A 17,036-nucleotide genomic window follows, 5' to 3' on the forward strand; every position below is an offset into this window, starting at 1 on the left:
GTGGGGTCGATGCCGAACCCGAGGAAGCCGAGCCCGGCGAGGGTCAGCAGAGCCTCGGAGGCGTTCAGCGTGATCACGACCGGCAGCGACCGGGTGGAGTTGCGCAGCACGTGCCGCACCAGGATGCGGCCGGTCGGCACGCCGATGACGCGAGCGGACTCCACGAACGGCTCCGCCTTGACCCGCACCACCTCGGAGCGGATGACGCGGAAGTACTGCGGCACGAACACGACGGTGATCGAGATCGCTGCGGCCAGCACGCCGCCCCACAGCTGGGACTGGCCGTGGCTGATCACGATCGACATCACGATCGCGAGCAGCAGCGACGGGAACGCGTAGATCGCATCCGCCAGCATCACCAGCGTCCGGTCGAGCCAGCCGCCGAAGTATCCGCCGATGAGGCCGAGTGCCACGCCCAGCACGATCGAGAACGCGATCGAGCAGCAGATGGCGAGGAGCGCCGTCTGCGCCCCCCAGATGGTGCGCGAGAGCACATCGAACCCGGACACCGTGGTGCCGAGCAGGTTGAGGTGGTTCGGCGGCAGCTGCGTGCCGAACGAGTGCCCGTTCACGGCCTGCTGGGCGAACCCGTACGGGGCCAGCCACGGCGCGAACGCCGCGACGAGCACGAAGATCACGGTGATCGTGAGCCCGAGCACGAGCATGAACCGCTGCAGTCCGACGCTCTGGCGCAGGTGCGAGATCACCGGCAGCTTGCCGAAGCGGCTCTTCCGCTTCGGGGCGGCGGCGGGGGTTGCCTGAGTGGTCATCAGTACCTCACTCGCGGGTCGATGAGCGCGGCGATCACGTCGACGATGAAGTTCGTCACGGCGACGATCACGGCGATCATGATGACGATGCCCTGCACGGCGACGAAGTCGCGTGCCTGCAGGTACTGGTTGAGCATGAAGCCGATGCCCTTCCACTCGAACGTCGTCTCGGTCAGCACCGCGCCGGACAGCAGGATCGCGATCTGCAGCCCGATGACGGTGACGATCGGGATGAGCGCCGGCCGGTACGCGTGCCTGGTGAGCAGGCGGTATTCGCTGACGCCGCGCGAGCGTCCGGAGGTCACGTACTGCGCGCCGAGCGTGCCGATCACGTTGGTGCGCACGAGCCGCAGGAAGATCCCGGCGGTCAGGATGCCGAGGGCCAGCGCGGGGAGGATCGCGTGCCACAGCACGTCCCCGACGGCATCCGGATCACCGAGGCGGATCGCGTCGATGATGTAGATGCCGCTCGGGTTCGGCATGGCCTGCAGCTCCAGCTCGATGCTGGTCGACGCCCGGCCCTGGACGGGCAGCACCCCGAGCCACACCGAGAAGACGAGCTTGAGCACGAGCCCGAGGAAGAAGATCGGGGTCGCGTATCCGAGGATCGCGCCGATCCGGAGCACCGCATCCTGCCAGCGGTCCCGCTTGTAGGCGGCGATGAGCCCGAACGGGATGCCGATCAGGAACGCGACGATCAGGGCGTAGCAGGCGAGCTCGAGGGTCGCCGATCCGTACTGGACGAGCACGTGCGTGACCTGCTGGTGGTCGGTGAGAGTGGTGCCGAAATCGCCGTGCAGCACACCCCCGAGATAGTCGAGGTACTGCACGATGAGCGGCCGGTCGTAACCGGCGTCGTGGATGCGCTGCTTGAGCTGAGCCGGAGGGAGCCGGCCGCCCAGCGCGGCGGTGATCGGGTCGCCGGTGATCCGCATGAGCAGGAACACGACGGTGACGAGGATGAAGACGGTGGGGATGATGAGCAGCAGACGGACCAGGATGTAGCGCCAGAGCCCTCCGCGCCCGCGGGCGGAAGCGGCAGGGACCAGGTCAGCGGCGTCGATGGCAGTGGCCATGGGTGAACCTCACGGGGGGGATGCCGCAGGGCCCGGCCGCTCGGTGGAGCGGTCGGGCCCTGCGGAAGGCGTCACTTGTGCAGCGGCGCGTAGTGGAAGAGGAACGACGCGTCGAGCACGGTGCCCTTGACGTCCTTGCCGACGACGGCGACCTGCGTGCCCTGCGTGAGCGGCAGGGTGGGCAGGTCCTTCGCCACCAGATCCTGGATCTGCTTGATGGTGTCACCGCGCTTGGTGGGATCGGTGATGCCGACCTGCTCGCTGATCAGCTTCTGCACCTCGGCGTTGTCGTAGTGGTTGCCGAGGAAGTTGTTCTTCGAGAAGAACGGCGTGAGGTAGTTGTCGGCGTCCGGGTAGTCCGGGAACCAGCCGAGCTGGTACGCCGGGTAGACGTCGGCGGTGCGGTCCTTGGAGTACTGCACGTACTCGGTCTGGGCCAGGTTGACGGTGAACAGGCCGCCCTGCTCGAGCTGCGACTTGATGGCCGCGTACTCGTCGCCGGACGAGGGACCGTAGTGGTCGCCCGTGTACTGCAGGTTCAGCGTGACCGGGGTCTTGACGCCCGCCGCGGCGAGCACCTGCTTGGCCTTGTCGAGGCTCGGCGCACCGGAGCCGTCGCCGTAGAGCGACTTGAGCGACTCGGTCGCGTTCGGAACGCCCTGCGGCACGTAGCTGTACAGCGGGGTGTAGGTGCCCTTGAAGACGTTGGTCGACAGGGCCTGACGGTCGACCAGGTCGGCTGCGGCCTGACGCACCGCGAGCGCCTTCGCCGCGCTCGCGTTGCTGGTCTTGGCGCCGTACGGCATCGTGTTGAAGTTGAACACGATGTAGCGGATCTCGCCGCCCGGGCCGGTGATGACGTTGACGTTCTTGTTGGTCTTCAGCGACGCGATGTCGGTGGCCGACAGGCTGCGGTACGCGACGTCGATGTTGCCGTTGCCGATGTCGAGCTTCATGTTCGACGGGTCGGCGTAGTACTTGACGTCGACGCCCGAGTTCGCGGCCTTGGGCAGGTTGCCGCCGTAGCCCGCGTAGGGCTTGTACGAGATCAGCTGGTTCACCTTGTAGGAGGTGATCTTGTACTGGCCGGCGAAGGCATCCGCCTTGACGATCGTGTCGTCGGGCGTGACCTTGTCGGGCGAGAAGACCTTCTGGTCGACGATGGGGCCGGCCGCGGTGCCGAGGATCTGGGGCCACGTCTGGTCGTTCGGCACCTTCAGGTGGAAGACGACGGTGGTGTCATCCTTGACCTCGGTCGAGGCGAGGTTGCCGAGCAGGGATGCCGGACCGTTCGGGTCGTTGATCTTCAGCTGCCGGTCGAACGAGAACTTGACGGACTCGGCGTTCAGCGGGTCGCCGTTGGCGAACTTGAGATTCGGCTTGAGCTTGACCGTGTACTCGGTCGGGGTCGTGAACGAAGCGGATGCCGCGATGCTCGGCGTCATCTTCGGCGACCCGTACTGCGCGTCCATGATGAACGGGTAGACCTGCGTCATGACGGCCAGGGAGCCGTTGTCATAGGCGCCGGCCGGGTCGAGAGACGTGATCTTGTCCGTCGTGCCGATGACGATCGGCTTGCTCGAGCCGCCTCCGCTCGTGCCGCCCTTGCTTCCGGCGCAGCCGGAGAGCATGACGGCGGTCGCTCCGATCGCGGCGACCGCCAGAAGCAGGCGCCCGCGGGATGACGTGTGCAATGACATGTGATTCCTCTTCGTCGAGGGGTGAACGCCGCGAAGGGTGACGCGGTGCAGGGCATCCATTCTCGTCCATTCTTCGGGGATCCTGGGGACCGGCTGGCAGTTCGTGATCAGACTGAGACCCGCACCCGGTGAGACTGAGTGCCACGCGGCATCCGCCCCCGCCCCCGCCGCCCCCGGTCGGCGCATCCCCCCGCGCCGAAACCAGTCCCGGCCCGTTCAAGTGTCACGAAATGCCCCCTGAACCCGCAGATCGTGACCCCTGAACGAGTCGTGGTGGGGGGTTCGCCGCGCCGCCGTCCACGCCGATCAGCCCGTCCCCGCTTCTCCGTCGAGTTCGTCGAGTTCCGCGACGATGCTGTCGAACAGCGCCGGCAGGCTGTGCGGAAGGGTGTTCACCGTCCCGATCACGCCTCGATCACGCCCGTCGATCAGGGTGGTCCCGTCGCCCTGATCGAGCAGGCCGAGGACGATCGTCTCGTACCCGATGCCGGCGACGGCTCGATAGCCGATGTGGGCGGACTTCTCCGTCAACGCGGTGAGCACCAGGCGCCGCGTCCGGAAGACGGCGCGCCTGATCAGAGCGACGAGGTCTGCGCCGGTGATCGGCACGACGTAGCTGCACCTCATGCCGAGGTACCGATCCCATGAGACGCACGGATCGCTCGGGTACGTCGTGACGGTCATCTGCGCCGCGCCCACAGGTGACCGCTGCGCACTCCGGCCAGCAGGATCACGGCGGTCGATGCGATGAGCACGCCCCCTGTGAGAAGGAGTGCTTCGCGATAGGGACTGCCGACGAATACCGCAACGACGAAGCAGATCGCGGCGTTCACGCCGAGGGTGCCCGTGTATCCGAAGACCCGGATGCGAACCGCTCGACGCACTCTCCGGGCGTCTTCCGCGGACCGGCTCGCGATGCTCGCGGTATTCGCGCGGCGGACAGCGGGCCTCCTCCTCAGCCGCACGACGCTCAGGACGAGCCCTCCCACGGCCGCGACCGCGAGCCCGATCAACAGAGGCACTTTCTGCTGCGGAGCCATGTGCTGACTGAGTATCGCGAAGACCACGACCGCGACGAGCAGGACAGTGCGCAGCAGCAGGTCGACGAGTCGCGCTCTCAGCGCCGATCGCTCCGGGCCGACCCCCATGGCATGCTCCCGTCGGCAGGGGCATCCCGCCTCGCTCGGAGCGTACTCCCGGGTGGTGGCGACGTCACGTCCTCCGCCCAGATGCGCGGCCGCGCCGTCGTGGTCCCAAGACGTCCCGGCCCGTTCAAGTGTCACGAAATGCCCCCTGAACCCGCAGATCGTGACACCTGAACGGGCCGTGGTGGGGGTCCGGAACCGTGACAAACGTCACGGGGATGTCGTGACGGGGGTGTGCGGATGCGGCATCCGGCTTCGGGCACTCTGGAGTCATGATCAACCCCACTCCCACTCCGCCTGCCGCTGACGCGTCGCACGGAGCCTCCGGCCGCGGGACCCCGGCGGTAGCCGCATCGGGCATCTCCAAGAGCTTCGGCAAGGTCCGCGCCGTCGACGGCATCGATCTCACCATCGATCAGGGCGAGATCGTCGCGTTCCTCGGGCCGAACGGGGCCGGCAAGACGACCACCATCGACATGCTGCTCGGCCTGTCGCACCCCGACACGGGCACCGTGCAGGTGTTCGGCCGATCCCCGCGCGGGGCGATCGCGCACGGGCTCGTCTCGGCGGTGCTGCAGACCGGCGGCCTGCTCAAGGACATCACCGTCCGCGAGACCCTGCAGCTGACGGCGAGCCTGTTCGCCGACGCGCGCCCGGTCGACGAGGTGATGAGCCGGGCCGGCATCTCGTCGATCGCGAGCCGGAGGGTGGGCGTGTGCTCCGGCGGACAGCAGCAGCGCCTGCGATTCGCGATGGCGCTGCTCAGCGACCCGGGCCTGCTGATCCTCGACGAGCCCACCACGGGCATGGACGTCGAGGGACGCCGCTCGTTCTGGAGCAGCATCCGCGCCGACGCCGCCCGCGGCCGCACGGTGCTGTTCGCCACGCACTACCTCGACGAGGCCGACGAGTACGCCGACCGCATCGTGCTGATGGCCCGCGGGCGCATCGTCGCCGACGGCACCACCACCGAGATCAAGAACATCGTGTCCGGCCGCGTCGTGCACGCGACCCTGCCGGGGGCGGATGCCGCGGCCCTGGCCGCGCTCCCGGGCGTCGACGGCGTCGACACGAAGGGCGATCGCATCTCGCTGCACACGAAGGACTCGGATGCCGTCGCCCGTCACCTGCTCACGCAGACCGCGGCCCGCGACCTCGAGATCACCGCGCAGAACCTGGAGAGCGTGTTCCTCGCGCTCACCGCCGACACCGAGTCCGACGCGTCCTCGCTCACCGGAACCTCGACGAGCCCGGCGCGCACCGCCGATGAAGGAGCCCTCTCATGACCAGCATCAGTCTCGAGCGCCGCGTCCCCCCGTTCGGCGGCTTCAACCTCACCTATCTGCGCATCGAGCTGATGCGCAAGCTCCGCAATCGCCGCGGGATGCTGTTCACCATCGCGTTCCCGATCCTGATGTACGTCATCGTCGGTGCGCGCTTCGTGCACACGCAGCTCACGGCGACGCCTCTGTCGCAGGGCGGGCCGTCGGTCGCCGCGTACATCATGGTGTCGATGGCGATGTACGGCGCGATGATGTCGGCCACCCAGACCGGCGCCGCGGTCGCCCTCGAGCGCACCCAGGGCTGGAGCCGGCAGCTGCTTCTCACCCCGCTGAACCCGCTCGTGAACGTCGTCATCAAGATGATCGCGGGGATGCTGCTCGGCCTCATCGCCGTGGTCGCGACGTATGTCGCCGCGGCGATCAGCGGGGTTCACCTGTCGCTGCTGCAGTGGCTGGGCACCGGGGTCATCGCCTGGCTCCTCGCCGGCGCGGTCTTCACGACCCTCGGCCTGATGATGGGGTACATGGTGCCGGGCGAGAACGCGGCGCAGATCACCAGCTTCGTGATCGTGATCCTGTCGTTCCTCGGCGGCCTGTTCTACCCGCTCAACCAGATGCCGGAGTTCCTGCAGACCATCGCGAAGTTCACCCCGGTCTACGGCATCAGCGCGATCGCCCGGGCGCCGATCACCGGCGACGCGTTCGACGTGGGGACGCTGGTCAACGCGATCGTGTGGCTGGCGATCTTCGTGGCCGGAACCGTGTTCTTCTTCCGTCGCGACACGAAACGGGTGTGAAGCCCGCGCTCTATGGTGAACACCATGACTGACAGGGCCGGCCGGGGCGACGAGATGGTGCCGAATCATCCCGTCGACCCCGGCTGGCCCATCCTGCGGCCGACCGACGTCCCTGGTCCCGCGACCTGGCACGCCGTGCGCGCGTCCTTGTCGTCGCGCGGGGCGCGCAGCTGGTACCTCGGCGCCGGGATCTCGCTGATCTGGCTGATCAGCCCGGGGCAGGGGATCCTGCAGGTCGCCGCAACACCTCTGTCGGCGACGATCGGGATCGCCGTGCTCGTCCTCTACGGCGCCGCGTTCCTCCTCAGCGGTCCGCTCCAGTGGCCCCTTCCGGCGTGGGGCCGGATCATCGTGTTCGCGGCGCTCCTCGGGATCTCGCTGCTGCTCACCCCGTGGCTCGGGTGGCAGATCGCGGGCGTGTGGACGTACGTCGGCGTCGCGTGGGGCATGGCCGCGATGCCGTGGCGCGTGACCTGGCCGGGCATCCTGGCCCTGTCGGCCGTGGCCGTCGCGTTCGAGTTCATCGCCCACGGCGGGTACACCGACAACGTGCTGTGGGTGCCGGCGATCGTCCTGTCGGTCTCGCTCATGATGTCGGCGTTCGCGCACACGCAGGCCACCACCGCGCGGCTGCGGATGACGCAACGCCACGTCGAGGCCCTCGCCGCCGAGCGCGAGCGCGGCCGGGTCGCCCGGGACCTGCACGACATCCTCGGGCATTCGCTCACCGTGATCGCCGCGAAGTCCGAGCTCGGCGAGCGCCTCGTCGACCTCGACCCCGAGCGCGCGAAGGCGGAGATGGCGGATGTCGCGGGGCTCGCCCGCGGCGCCCTCGCCGATGTGCGGGCGACGGTCGCGGGATTCCGCGGGGTGTCGGTGGGAGGCGAGCTCGCCGCGGTGCGCGTGGCGCTGGATGCCGCGGACATCGCCCTCGACGCGCCGGTGAGCGCGGACGCCGTGCATCCGGAGCATCGCGAGCTCGCCGGGTGGGTGCTGCGCGAGGGCGTGACGAACGTGATCCGGCACGCGCAGGCGACGCGGTGCCGCGTGCGGCTCGGTTCGGCATCCATCGCGATCGACGACGACGGCGTGGGCCCGGCGCCGGCCGCCGGCGGATCGGGGCTCACGGGACTGCGGGAGCGGGTGGACGCCGCGGGCGGCACCCTGTCGATCGGACGCAGCGACCTCGGCGGCTTCCGCCTGGAGGTGCGCCTGTGATCCGGCTGCTCATCGCCGACGACCAGGCCCTCGTGCGCGGCGCGCTGGCGGCGCTGCTGGATCTCGAACCCGACATCGAGGTGGTCGCGCAGGTCGGCCGGGGCGACGAGGTCGCGGATGCCGTGACCTCCTCGGGCGCCGACGTGGCCCTGCTCGACATCGAGATGCCCGGCATGGACGGCATCGACGCGTGCGCCGAAGTCCGTGACCACGCACCGGGGTGCCGTGTGCTCATCGTCACGACCTTCGGCCGACCGGGCTATCTCAAGCGCGCGATGCGGGCCGGGGCATCCGGATTCGTCGTCAAGGACACGCCGGCGACGCAGCTCGCCGACGCCGTGCGTCGGGTCGCGCAGGGGCTCCGCGTCGTGGATCCCGTGCTCGCCGCGGAGTCGCTCGCGCAGGGCGATTCGCCGCTCACCGAGCGGGAGACGGACGTGCTCGCCGCCGCGCAGACCGGCGGGTCGATCGCCGACATCGCCGGGATGCTGCACCTCTCCGAGGGCACGGTGCGCAACCACCTCTCGAGCGCGATCGGCAAGACCGGGGGACGCAACCGGGCGGATGCCGCCCGCATCGCCGACGAGAACGGCTGGCTGTAAGAGCGACGGGCGCCCGGCATCGGGTCGGTCAGCCGGCGCCCGGGCCCAGGCCGAATGCCTCGAGCTCCACGGCGTCCAGCATCCGGGACCGGATCAGGAACCGCATCCCCGTCGGACCCTCCACCGAGAATCCGGCCCCGCGACCGGGCACCACGTCGATCGTCAGGTGCGTGTACTTCCAGTACTCGAACTGCGACTGGGACATGAACACCTCGATCGGGTCGAGCCCGTCGACGTGCAGCTCACCGAGGCGCACGTCGCCGGGCCCGATGACGAACATCCCGACCGGGTAGCACATCGGAGAGCTGCCGTCGCAGCATCCGCCGGACTGGTGGAACATGAGCGGCCCGTGCTGCGCGGTGAGCCGCCCCAGCAGGGCCGCCGCGGCATCCGTCACGGCGACCCTGCTCGGTGCGAACGTGTCGTCCATCTCAGAAGAAGCCCATCGGGCCTTCCGCGTACGAGACGAGCAGGTTCTTGGTCTGCTGGTAGTGGTCGAGCATCTTGAGGTGGTTCTCACGCCCGATGCCGGACTGCTTGTACCCGCCGAACGCGGCGTGCGCGGGGTACTGGTGGTACGTGTTCGTCCACACGCGGCCGGCCTCGATGGCACGCCCGGCGCGGTAGGCGGTGTCGATGTTGCGGCTCCACACCCCGGCGCCGAGGCCGTAGAGCGTGTCGTTCGCGATCGAGATGGCGTCGTCGAAGGTGTCGAACGAGGTCACCGAGACCACCGGGCCGAAGATCTCCTCCTGGAAGATCCGCATGTCGTTCGTGCCTTCGAAGACCGTCGGCGCCACGTAGTAGCCCTCGCTGAGGTCCCCGCCGAGGTCCACCCGCTCGCCGCCGGTGAGCACCTTCGCGCCGCCGTCCTTGCCGATCTGGATGTACGACAGGATCTTCTCGAGCTGGTCGTTGGACGCCTGCGCCCCCACCATGGTGTTGAGGTCCAGCGGGTTGCCCTGCACGATCCGGCCGACCCGCTCCAGTCCGTCGGCGAGGAACCCGTCGTAGATCGACCGCTGGATGAGGGCGCGCGACGGGCACGTGCACACCTCGCCCTGGTTGAGGGCGAACATCGCGAAGCCCTCCTGCGCCTTCTCGTAGAACGCGTCCCGGCTGCTCGCGACATCCTCGAAGAAGACGTTCGGGCTCTTGCCCCCGAGCTCGAGCGTCACCGGGATGAGGTTCTGCGACGCATACTGCATGATGAGGCGCCCGGTGGTGGTCTCGCCCGTGAACGCCACCTTGCGGATGCGCTTGTGCGAGGCCAGCGGCGCGCCCGCCTCGATGCCGAACCCGTTCACGATGTTCACGACCCCCGGCGGGATCAGGTCGCCGATGATGTCGAACAGGAACAGGATGGATGCCGGTGTCTGCTCCGCAGGCTTGATCACGACGCAGTTGCCCGCGGCGAGCGCCGGCGCGAGCTTCCATGTCGCCATGAGGATCGGGAAGTTCCACGGGATGATCTGCCCGACCACACCCAGCGGCTCGTGGAAGTGGTACGCGACGGTGTTCTCGTCGAGCTGGCTGATGCCGCCCTCCTGGGCGCGCAGCACGCCGGCGAAGTACCGGAAGTGGTCGACGGCGAGCGGGATGTCGGCGGCCAGGGTCTCGCGCACCGGCTTGCCGTTCTCCCACGTCTCGGCGACCGCGATCGCCTCGAGGTGCTCCTCGATGCGGTCGGCGATCTTGTTCAGGATCACGGAGCGCTCGGCGGGCGTCGTCTTGCCCCACGTGCGGAACGCGCGCCACGCGACCTCCACCGCACGGTCGATGTCTTCGGCGGTGCCGCGTCCGACTTCGGTGAACGGCTTGCCGGTGACCGGGGTGACGTTCTCGAAGTACTCGCCCTTGACCGGCGCCACGAATTCGCCGCCGATGTAGTGGCCGTAGCGCGCACGATAGTGGGCCTTCGCGCCGGGCTGCCCCGGTGCGGCATAGGTGGCCTGCACCTCTTCTTCGACGATGGTCATGGTGTCTCCTTCGACAAGGGCGGCGGTCATCGCCGCGCTTGCCGTCGACGGTAGGCCGGGCGACGTTGCATCCTGTTGCAACGGACGTGCGCCCCTGCCGTCAGGCGTCGGCGTCGAGGCGCTCGATGCGGGCCACGAGCGCGGCACGCTTCGGCGAGCGCGCGGGGAGCATGCTCAGGCACAGCCGCAGCAGGTCGGCATCGTCTGTCCCGGCCTCGGTGTCGGCGTAGGCGAGGAGCACGTCGACGGATGCCTCCGCCATGAGCGCCTCGCGCAGGGCCGTGCGCACCAGGTCGCGGAACTCCTCGACGCCGGGAGCGGTGGATGCCGGCAGCACGTCGCCGCGGTAGGCGGCCAGCGCGACGCGATGCGCGCCGCGATCCAGCAGCGAGAGCACCTGGTGCGCGTCCGACTCGAGCGCCGCACCGAGGCGGTACGGCCGCGATTGCGGCACGAGGTGCGGCGCGTGCCGCTCGAGCGCCTTGCGCAGGCGCACGATCTCGGCGCGCAGGGTGACCGTGGCCGCCGGATCGCCGTACACGAGTTCGCTCAGCCGTTCGGCCGAGACGCCCTCGGGATGGGTGGCGAGCACGAGCAGCAGCTCGGTGTGACGCGCGCCCAGCTCGGCGACCGTCTCGGTACCGTCCCCGGTGACCTCCAGCTGCCCGCGGTCACGGCCGAGCACCCGCAGCGACGCCCGCACGGATCCCGCCGCGGCGCGCCTCGGGGCGCGACGGGCGGGCTGCTCCGCCCGCGACCGGATGCGTGCCAGCAGCAGCTCTCCCTCGACGGCGCGGGCCGTGGCATCCACCAACAGCTGCGCCTGCGGCGTCACGACCGGGTCGCCGCCGGTCACGTCGATGACCCCGAGGATGCGACGGGTCTCCGGGTCGTGCACGGGAGCCGCGGTGCACGACCACGGCTGCACGAGTCTGTTGAAATGCTCGGCCCCGCGGATCTGCACCGACCGGTCCAGGCGAAGGGCGGTTCCCGGCGCCGCGGTGCCGACGGAATCCTCCGACCAGGATGCTCCGGGCACGAATCCCATGTCCCCCGTCAGGGTGCGCACGTGACGGTCGCCTTCCACCCACAGAAGGCGTCCGGCGGCATCCCCGACCGCGATCACCACGCCGGATTCCGCCGTCTCGCCGGGGATGAGGAGTCCCCGGATCATATCGATCACTCCGGCGAGCGGATGCTCGAGACGCAGCCGTTCGAGCTCGTCGGCATCCAGCGCGAGCGGCGGGAGCGCCTCGACGCCGACGAGGTTCTCGACCGATCGTCGCCAGCTGTCCCGCACGATGCCGCGCACGTCGGACACCCGGGGATCGCTCCGATTGCCGCTGACGAACTCCTCGTGGGCGCGCTCGATCAGCAGGCGGGAAGCATCCGGCGCTCCTCCGCGTCTCGGCATCCACGGCGAGGACATGCTGCTCCGATCCCGACGAACGGTGCTGGAGCCAGTCTAGGTCGGCGGCGATCCCCGACGGGGAGCGTCCCGGGCCGGCATTGTCCTCCCGGGGCGCGTCGGTGTGCAACCCTCTGGCCGGCGGGGCAAGCCCGGGCGAACATCGCCAAAGCGGGTACCGGAGGGAGCGAGCATGGGACGCGGCGTGGCAGTGGTGACCGGCGGGTCCGCGGGACTCGGCCGGGCGATCGTGCGGGAACTGGCCGCACGCGGCTGGGATGTCGCCGTGCTGGCCCGCGGACGGGAGGGCGTGGATGCCGCGGCCGCCGAGGTGCGCGAGGCCGGTCGCCGGTCGCTCGCCGTCGAGGCGGACGTGACCGACCGGGATGCCGTCGAGCAGGCGGCCGCCCGGGTGGAGGCCGAGCTCGGCCCGATCGACCTGTGGGTGAACAACGCCATGGCGGGGGTGTTCGCCGAGTTCCTGGACACCGACCCGGACGACTTCGAGCGCGCCACCGCGGTGGACTACTTCGGCTTCGTGAACGGCACGCGCGCGGCGCTCCGGCGGATGGTGCCGCGCGGTCGGGGCCACGTCATCCAGGTCGGGTCCGCCCTCGCGCATCGCGGCATCCCGCTGCAGGCCGCGTACTGCGGCGCGAAGCATGCGATCGCGGGCTTCACCGAGTCGGTGCGGACCGAGCTCGAACACGACGGGCACCGCGTGTCGCTGTCGGAGGTGGACATGCCGGCGCTCAACACCATCCAGTTCGACTGGGTGAAATCGAAGCTTCCGAAGCATCCGCAGCCCGTGCCGCCGATCTTCGCGCCGGAGGTCGGCGCCCGCGCGGTGGCGGACGTCGCCGACCGGCCGCGCCGGCGCACCTGGGTGGGCGAATCGACGGTGCTCACGATCGTCGGCAATCGCCTGATGGGCGCGTTCTGGGACCGCTACCTCGCCAAGACCGGGTATTCGGGCCAGCAGACCTCCGACACGGGTCGGCAGATGCTGCCCGCGAACCTGTACGAGCCGGTGCCGGGCGATCACGGCGCCCACGGCGGCTTCGACGACCGCTCGCTGCGCTGGACCCCGCAGACGTGGGCCATCGGGCACCGCCGCGGCCTCTCGATCGCGGCGGGCGCCCTGCTCGTCGGACTCGCCGCGGTCAGCCGATCTGCGCGACCGCGTGGGCGATGACGAGGGCGAGCATCACGAAGCCGGCGAACGACTCCAGCGCCATGAGCGCCTTCGCGCGCGACGTCAGCGGCATGGTGTCGGTGGCGCTGAAAGCCATCGAGTTGCTCAGCGAGAAGTACAGGTAGTCGATGAAGGTGGGCACCCAGTCGCTCTTCTCGGACGACCCGCGCGCCACCTCGTCGATCGTGTCGGCATCCTCGTCCTGCGGGAACCGGAAATCCGCCGCGCGCATCTTCGATCGCGGCACGGTGGTGCGGGCGACGGGCCCGGCCCGGTCGATGCACCAGTACAGCAGCGCGAACGCGATCACGTTCGTCACCCACACCTGCAGCGAGGCGAGCAGCAGCCCCCCGCCGCCGTTGGACTTGTGCACCAACTGCACGATCAGCAGCACCAGCGTCAGCTGGTTCGCCGCGACGATCACGAGGGCGAGGGCGACCTCGGCGAGCCGCGAGAACCGGGTCTGCCGCGTGTAGTGGTGCGGGTTGATGACGATGAGCGGCACGAGCAGCAGCAGGCCGATCCCGACGACGACGTAGCGCTGCACGGGGAAGAGGCCGCTCGGCAGGAACGTGTACAGCGCGAGCGCGACGAGCACGGCGACGACGACCGGCCACCGGTGCTCGGGGCGCGCCGTCCGCTCGTCCCGATTTGCGCAGCGGCCCTCCTGCACGGATTCGTCGCCTGCCATGTGCTCGACGGTAGCGCGGGTCGATGCCGCGACGACCCCGGGTTGACAGCACCGTCGTCTTGTAGCACTGCGGCCCGCCACGGGGCAACCCCGTCGCCGGGCACGGCCGCCGCACCTACCGTCGGTCGCGAGGAGGAATCATGGCGAACACCACGAAGAAGAAGTCGGCGTCTGCGAGCGCCACCAAGAACCGCCGCAAGACCGCCCGGGGCGGCATGGGCGCGCAGCTGACCGACGAGCGCGACGCCGAGCACGGCTTCGCGGCATCCCAGGCACTCGGCAAGAACCTCCAGCGCGTGCTCGTGGACCTCATCGAGCTCTCGCTGCAGGGCAAGCAGGCGCACTGGAACGTCGTCGGCGCCAATTTCCGCGACACCCACCTCCAGCTCGACGAGATCATCGAGGCGGCTCGGGCGTTCGCGGACACCGTGGCGGAGCGCATGCGGGCGCTGCACGCGCTTCCGGACGGTCGCAGCGACGTCGTCGCCGAGACGACGACCCTTCCTGAGTTCCCCCAGGGGGAGATCGCGACGACCGAGGTCGTCGACCTGATGACCGAACGGCTGGACGACGTGGCCGGCACCTGCCGCACGGTGCACGACGCGGTCGACCAGGAGGATCCGACGAGCGCCGACATCCTGCACGACGTCCTGGAGCGGGTCGAGCAGCTGTCGTGGATGGTCAGCGCCGAGAACCGGGCGCCGCGCGCCTGATCCGGGCAGCCGCGCTCACGCGGTGCGGGCGGGGCGGCGCATGGGGTCCTGGTGCAGGGCCGGGGTGAGCGTGATGTCGCTCGCGTCGTCCATCCAGGTGTGCCGGCCGCGACGGCTGCGCAGCGTGCGGGCGAGGAGGATCGCCTTCGCGACCGGGGTGCCCACGGCGAGCGCGAACGCCCCGCTGAGGGTGCGGTCGTGGTCGCCGAGCACGCTCTTGCGGTGCCAGGCGAGATGGAGCGCCCCTCCGCGCGGCGCCGGCACGTGCCGAGCGGCGAGGTCGCCCCGGCGGCGGCGTGCGACGAGCCGCTGCGCCTGCTCCCACCAGGTCGAGTCGATCTCGCGGTGGAAGTAGTTCTGCTCCCGCCACGTGGGAGAGGGATGCCGGAACCGGCGGGCCACGACGTCCGCGGCGTCGCCCAGCACGCCGGACCCGGCGAACACGGTGTTCAGGTTCGTCTTCTTGATGCCGAACGTGTCCATCGCGATGACGGGCACCCCGAACGCCATGGCCTCGATCGCAGCCGTGGAGCTGACGGTGACCAGCCCCTCCGCGTGCTCGAGCGCCTCGCGCATCGGCGCGTGCGAGAACACGAGGTTGTCCGGCCGGTCGCGCAGCAGATCCTCGTAGCTGTCGCGCTCCAGGTGGGTCTCCTCCTCACCCGCCGAGCGGCTGGCGCGCAGCTTCACGACCACGCGACGGGTGGGGTCGGCGAGTGCGGCGTCGCGCAGGATGCCGGCCACCCGCTCGCGCTCCGCCCGCTCCCGGGGGATGAGCGCCTGCGCCGCGAAGACGAGGTCCGTGCCGCGCGGGCGGCGGGCCTGCGCCAGATCCACCGGATGCGGCGCCTCCCGGTGCGCGAACGGGAGGGTGGCGAGGGCCAGTTCCATCGACAGGCCGAGCTGCGCGAACAGGTCGTGGAAGGCGCGCTTCTCCCGCCGCGAGTGCACGACGAACAGATCGGCGTACCGGCGGTACGTGGCCGCACCGCGCTGGGCCGGGATGGAGATGCCGGGAAGCCCCACGACGATGACGGGCCGGGGATCGACGTGGTCGAGCTCGCGCTGCAGCAGCCGCACCAGCGGGCCGCGCGCCGAGATCACCACCACGTCCGCCTGCGTGCGTTCGACGAAGCGGCGCACGTCCTCGAACGCGACGCGGGTGACGTCGTCCGCCGTCAGTCCGGTGCCGAGCAGGGCTTTGCGCTGCTGGTCCTCGCTGACGGTGAGCGGCGTCTGCACGATGCCGAGATGCCGCGACACATCCGGTACCGACCCGATGAGGGCCGCGGCCCACTTCACGAACGAGTCGGCGTCGGCGAGTGCCGCGACACGCAGGGGGCGCGTCGCGGGTGTCGCGGCATCCCGGCGGGTCACGCGCCCACTCGGCGGAGCTTCGCCATCGGCGCCAGCTCGCCCGGGAACACGCGCTTCACACCGTCGCCGACGGCCGCCTCGATGACGCGGATGTCGCGCACGAGGTGCTCGAGGCCCGCCGGCTCGAGGGAGGCGGCGTGGTCGGAGCCCCACATCGTGCGGTCGAGCGTGATGTGACGCTCCACCGCCACGGCGCCGAGCGCGACGGCGGCGGTGGAGATCTGCAGGCCCCGCTCGTGGCCCGAGTAGCCGACCGGCACGCCGGCATAGCGGTCGCGCAGCGTGGCGATCACCTTGAGATTGGCCTCGTCGGGCTCCATCGGATAGGTCGAGGTGGCGTGCATGAGCACGACGCGGTCGGTGCCGAGCACGGCCAGGGCGCGGTCGATCTGCTCGATCGTCGACATGCCCGTGGACAGGATGATCGGCTTGCCCGTGGCACGCAGCGCCTCGAGCAGCTCGAGGTCGGTGAGGCTCGCGGAGGCCACCTTGTGCGCGACGACATTGAGGTCCTCGAGGAAGTCGACGCTCGGCACGTCCCACGGCGATGCGAACCAGTCGAGGCCCGCCATGGTGGCGTAGTCGCCGATCTCGATGTATTCGGCCTCGCCGAACTCGACGCGGTGACGGTACTCGAAGTAGGTCATGGTGCCCCACGGTGTTTCACGGGGAACATCGCGCATGTGCTCCGGGGTGGAGATCTCGGGCGTGCGCTTCTGGAACTTCACCGCGTCCGCGCCCGCCCGGGCGGCGACGTCGATGAGCTTCTTGGCGATGTCCACATCGCCGTTGTGGTTCAGGCCGATCTCGGCGATGACGTAGGTCGGGTTCCCGCCGCCGATGACGTGCGATCCGATGGTGACGGTCATTTCGATGTCCTCTCCTCAGTGCTGATTCCAGGCAACCGGGAGGGGGTGAACGGGCGGCGAATCCGACGTGACCGCGGGCGGACGCGCTGGCGTCGGGATGCCGCCGATCCTTCAGCGACCGCGTTCGGCGCGGGCGTCCAGCACGCGGTCGGCGAGCTCGCGCACGGCTCCGTGCCCGCCGCTGCGGTCGAGCACGACGCGCGCGGCCCTCCG

17 protein-coding genes are annotated in these 17,036 nt (G+C 70.0%); 6 read left to right on the forward strand and 11 right to left on the reverse strand.

What is annotated here, in order from left to right:
• The 5 genes from VJR25_RS01010 to VJR25_RS01030 form a co-directional block, all read right to left on the reverse strand.
• Positions 1–770, reverse strand: a 770-nt coding sequence (locus VJR25_RS01010) for an ABC transporter permease (protein WP_324111603.1), incomplete at its 3' end; no start/stop codon positions are given.
• Positions 770–1,846 carry an ABC transporter permease gene (locus tag VJR25_RS01015; RefSeq protein ID WP_324111605.1) on the reverse strand — a complete coding sequence of 359 codons (1,077 nt, stop codon included), beginning with the start codon at positions 1,844–1,846 and terminating at the stop codon, positions 770–772. The genes VJR25_RS01010 and VJR25_RS01015, both read right to left, overlap by 1 nt.
• Positions 1,847–1,917: 71 nt before the next feature.
• Positions 1,918–3,546, reverse strand: a complete 1,629-nt coding sequence (locus VJR25_RS01020; protein ID WP_324111607.1) for an ABC transporter substrate-binding protein — start codon at positions 3,544–3,546, stop codon at positions 1,918–1,920.
• 306 nt (positions 3,547–3,852) lie between these two features.
• A complete protein-coding gene (locus VJR25_RS01025; protein ID WP_324111609.1) occupies positions 3,853–4,230 on the reverse strand; it encodes a hypothetical protein in 378 nt (125 codons plus the stop codon).
• Positions 4,227–4,694, reverse strand: coding sequence for a hypothetical protein (locus VJR25_RS01030; protein WP_324111612.1), 468 nt, complete (start codon positions 4,692–4,694; stop codon positions 4,227–4,229). Before VJR25_RS01030 ends, VJR25_RS01025 begins: the two co-directional genes overlap by 4 nt.
• Before the next feature lie 269 nt (positions 4,695–4,963).
• Between VJR25_RS01030 and VJR25_RS01035 the strand changes: the two genes are divergently transcribed.
• Genes VJR25_RS01035 through VJR25_RS01050 form a run of 4 tightly spaced genes read left to right on the forward strand, consistent with a single transcriptional unit; the run spans position 4,964 to position 8,591 of the window.
• Complete coding sequence (locus VJR25_RS01035; RefSeq protein ID WP_324111614.1) at positions 4,964–5,977, forward strand: ABC transporter ATP-binding protein; 1,014 nt, start codon at positions 4,964–4,966, stop codon at positions 5,975–5,977.
• Positions 5,974–6,771, forward strand: coding sequence for an ABC transporter permease (locus VJR25_RS01040; RefSeq protein WP_324111615.1), 798 nt, complete (start codon positions 5,974–5,976; stop codon positions 6,769–6,771). The genes VJR25_RS01035 and VJR25_RS01040 overlap by 4 nt, the downstream gene beginning before the upstream one ends.
• Before the next feature lie 24 nt (positions 6,772–6,795).
• The gene (locus VJR25_RS01045; RefSeq protein WP_324111617.1) at positions 6,796–7,989 is read left to right on the forward strand and encodes a sensor histidine kinase; all 1,194 of its coding nucleotides are present in this window, start codon (positions 6,796–6,798) and stop codon (positions 7,987–7,989) included.
• A complete protein-coding gene (locus VJR25_RS01050; RefSeq protein WP_324111619.1) occupies positions 7,986–8,591 on the forward strand; it encodes a response regulator transcription factor in 606 nt (201 codons plus the stop codon). The genes VJR25_RS01045 and VJR25_RS01050 overlap by 4 nt, the downstream gene beginning before the upstream one ends.
• Before the next feature lie 28 nt (positions 8,592–8,619).
• On the opposite strand, the gene VJR25_RS01055 is transcribed toward VJR25_RS01050, so the two are convergent.
• The 3 genes from VJR25_RS01055 to VJR25_RS01065 form a co-directional block, all read right to left on the reverse strand.
• The gene (locus VJR25_RS01055) at positions 8,620–9,021 is read right to left on the reverse strand and encodes a DUF779 domain-containing protein (protein WP_324111621.1); all 402 of its coding nucleotides are present in this window, start codon (positions 9,019–9,021) and stop codon (positions 8,620–8,622) included.
• 1 nt (position 9,022) lies between these two features.
• Positions 9,023–10,570 carry an aldehyde dehydrogenase family protein gene (locus VJR25_RS01060; protein WP_324111623.1) on the reverse strand — a complete coding sequence of 516 codons (1,548 nt, stop codon included), beginning with the start codon at positions 10,568–10,570 and terminating at the stop codon, positions 9,023–9,025.
• A 100-nt stretch (positions 10,571–10,670) separates the two neighbouring features.
• Entirely contained in the window at positions 10,671–11,999 is a 1,329-nt protein-coding gene (locus VJR25_RS01065; RefSeq protein ID WP_324111625.1) for a GAF domain-containing protein, read from the reverse strand.
• 172 nt (positions 12,000–12,171) lie between these two features.
• Here VJR25_RS01065 and VJR25_RS01070 point away from each other — a divergent pair, with 172 nt between their 5' ends.
• Positions 12,172–13,173, forward strand: a complete 1,002-nt coding sequence (locus tag VJR25_RS01070) for an SDR family oxidoreductase (RefSeq protein WP_324111627.1) — start codon at positions 12,172–12,174, stop codon at positions 13,171–13,173.
• On the opposite strand, the gene VJR25_RS01075 is transcribed toward VJR25_RS01070, so the two are convergent.
• Entirely contained in the window at positions 13,142–13,864 is a 723-nt protein-coding gene (locus tag VJR25_RS01075) for a hypothetical protein (RefSeq protein ID WP_324111629.1), read from the reverse strand. The two genes, VJR25_RS01070 and VJR25_RS01075, sit on opposite strands and share 32 nt — an antisense overlap.
• A 140-nt stretch (positions 13,865–14,004) precedes the next feature.
• Here VJR25_RS01075 and VJR25_RS01080 point away from each other — a divergent pair, with 140 nt between their 5' ends.
• Positions 14,005–14,577: a DNA starvation/stationary phase protection protein gene (locus tag VJR25_RS01080; RefSeq protein ID WP_324111631.1), complete on the forward strand. Its 573-nt coding sequence runs from the start codon at positions 14,005–14,007 to the stop codon at positions 14,575–14,577.
• A gap of 15 nt (positions 14,578–14,592) precedes the next feature.
• On the opposite strand, the gene VJR25_RS01085 is transcribed toward VJR25_RS01080, so the two are convergent.
• Positions 14,593–15,954 (reverse strand): DUF6716 putative glycosyltransferase, encoded by a 1,362-nt coding sequence (locus VJR25_RS01085; protein ID WP_324111633.1) that lies wholly within the window; start codon positions 15,952–15,954, stop codon positions 14,593–14,595.
• The gene (locus VJR25_RS01090; protein WP_324111635.1) at positions 15,951–16,823 is read right to left on the reverse strand and encodes an N-acetylneuraminate synthase family protein; all 873 of its coding nucleotides are present in this window, start codon (positions 16,821–16,823) and stop codon (positions 15,951–15,953) included. Before VJR25_RS01090 ends, VJR25_RS01085 begins: the two co-directional genes overlap by 4 nt.
• Positions 16,824–17,036: the final 213 nt, after the last annotated feature.

Source organism: Microbacterium sp. (genome assembly GCF_035277845.1).
Taxonomy (GTDB): Bacteria; Actinomycetota; Actinomycetes; order Actinomycetales; family Microbacteriaceae; genus Microbacterium.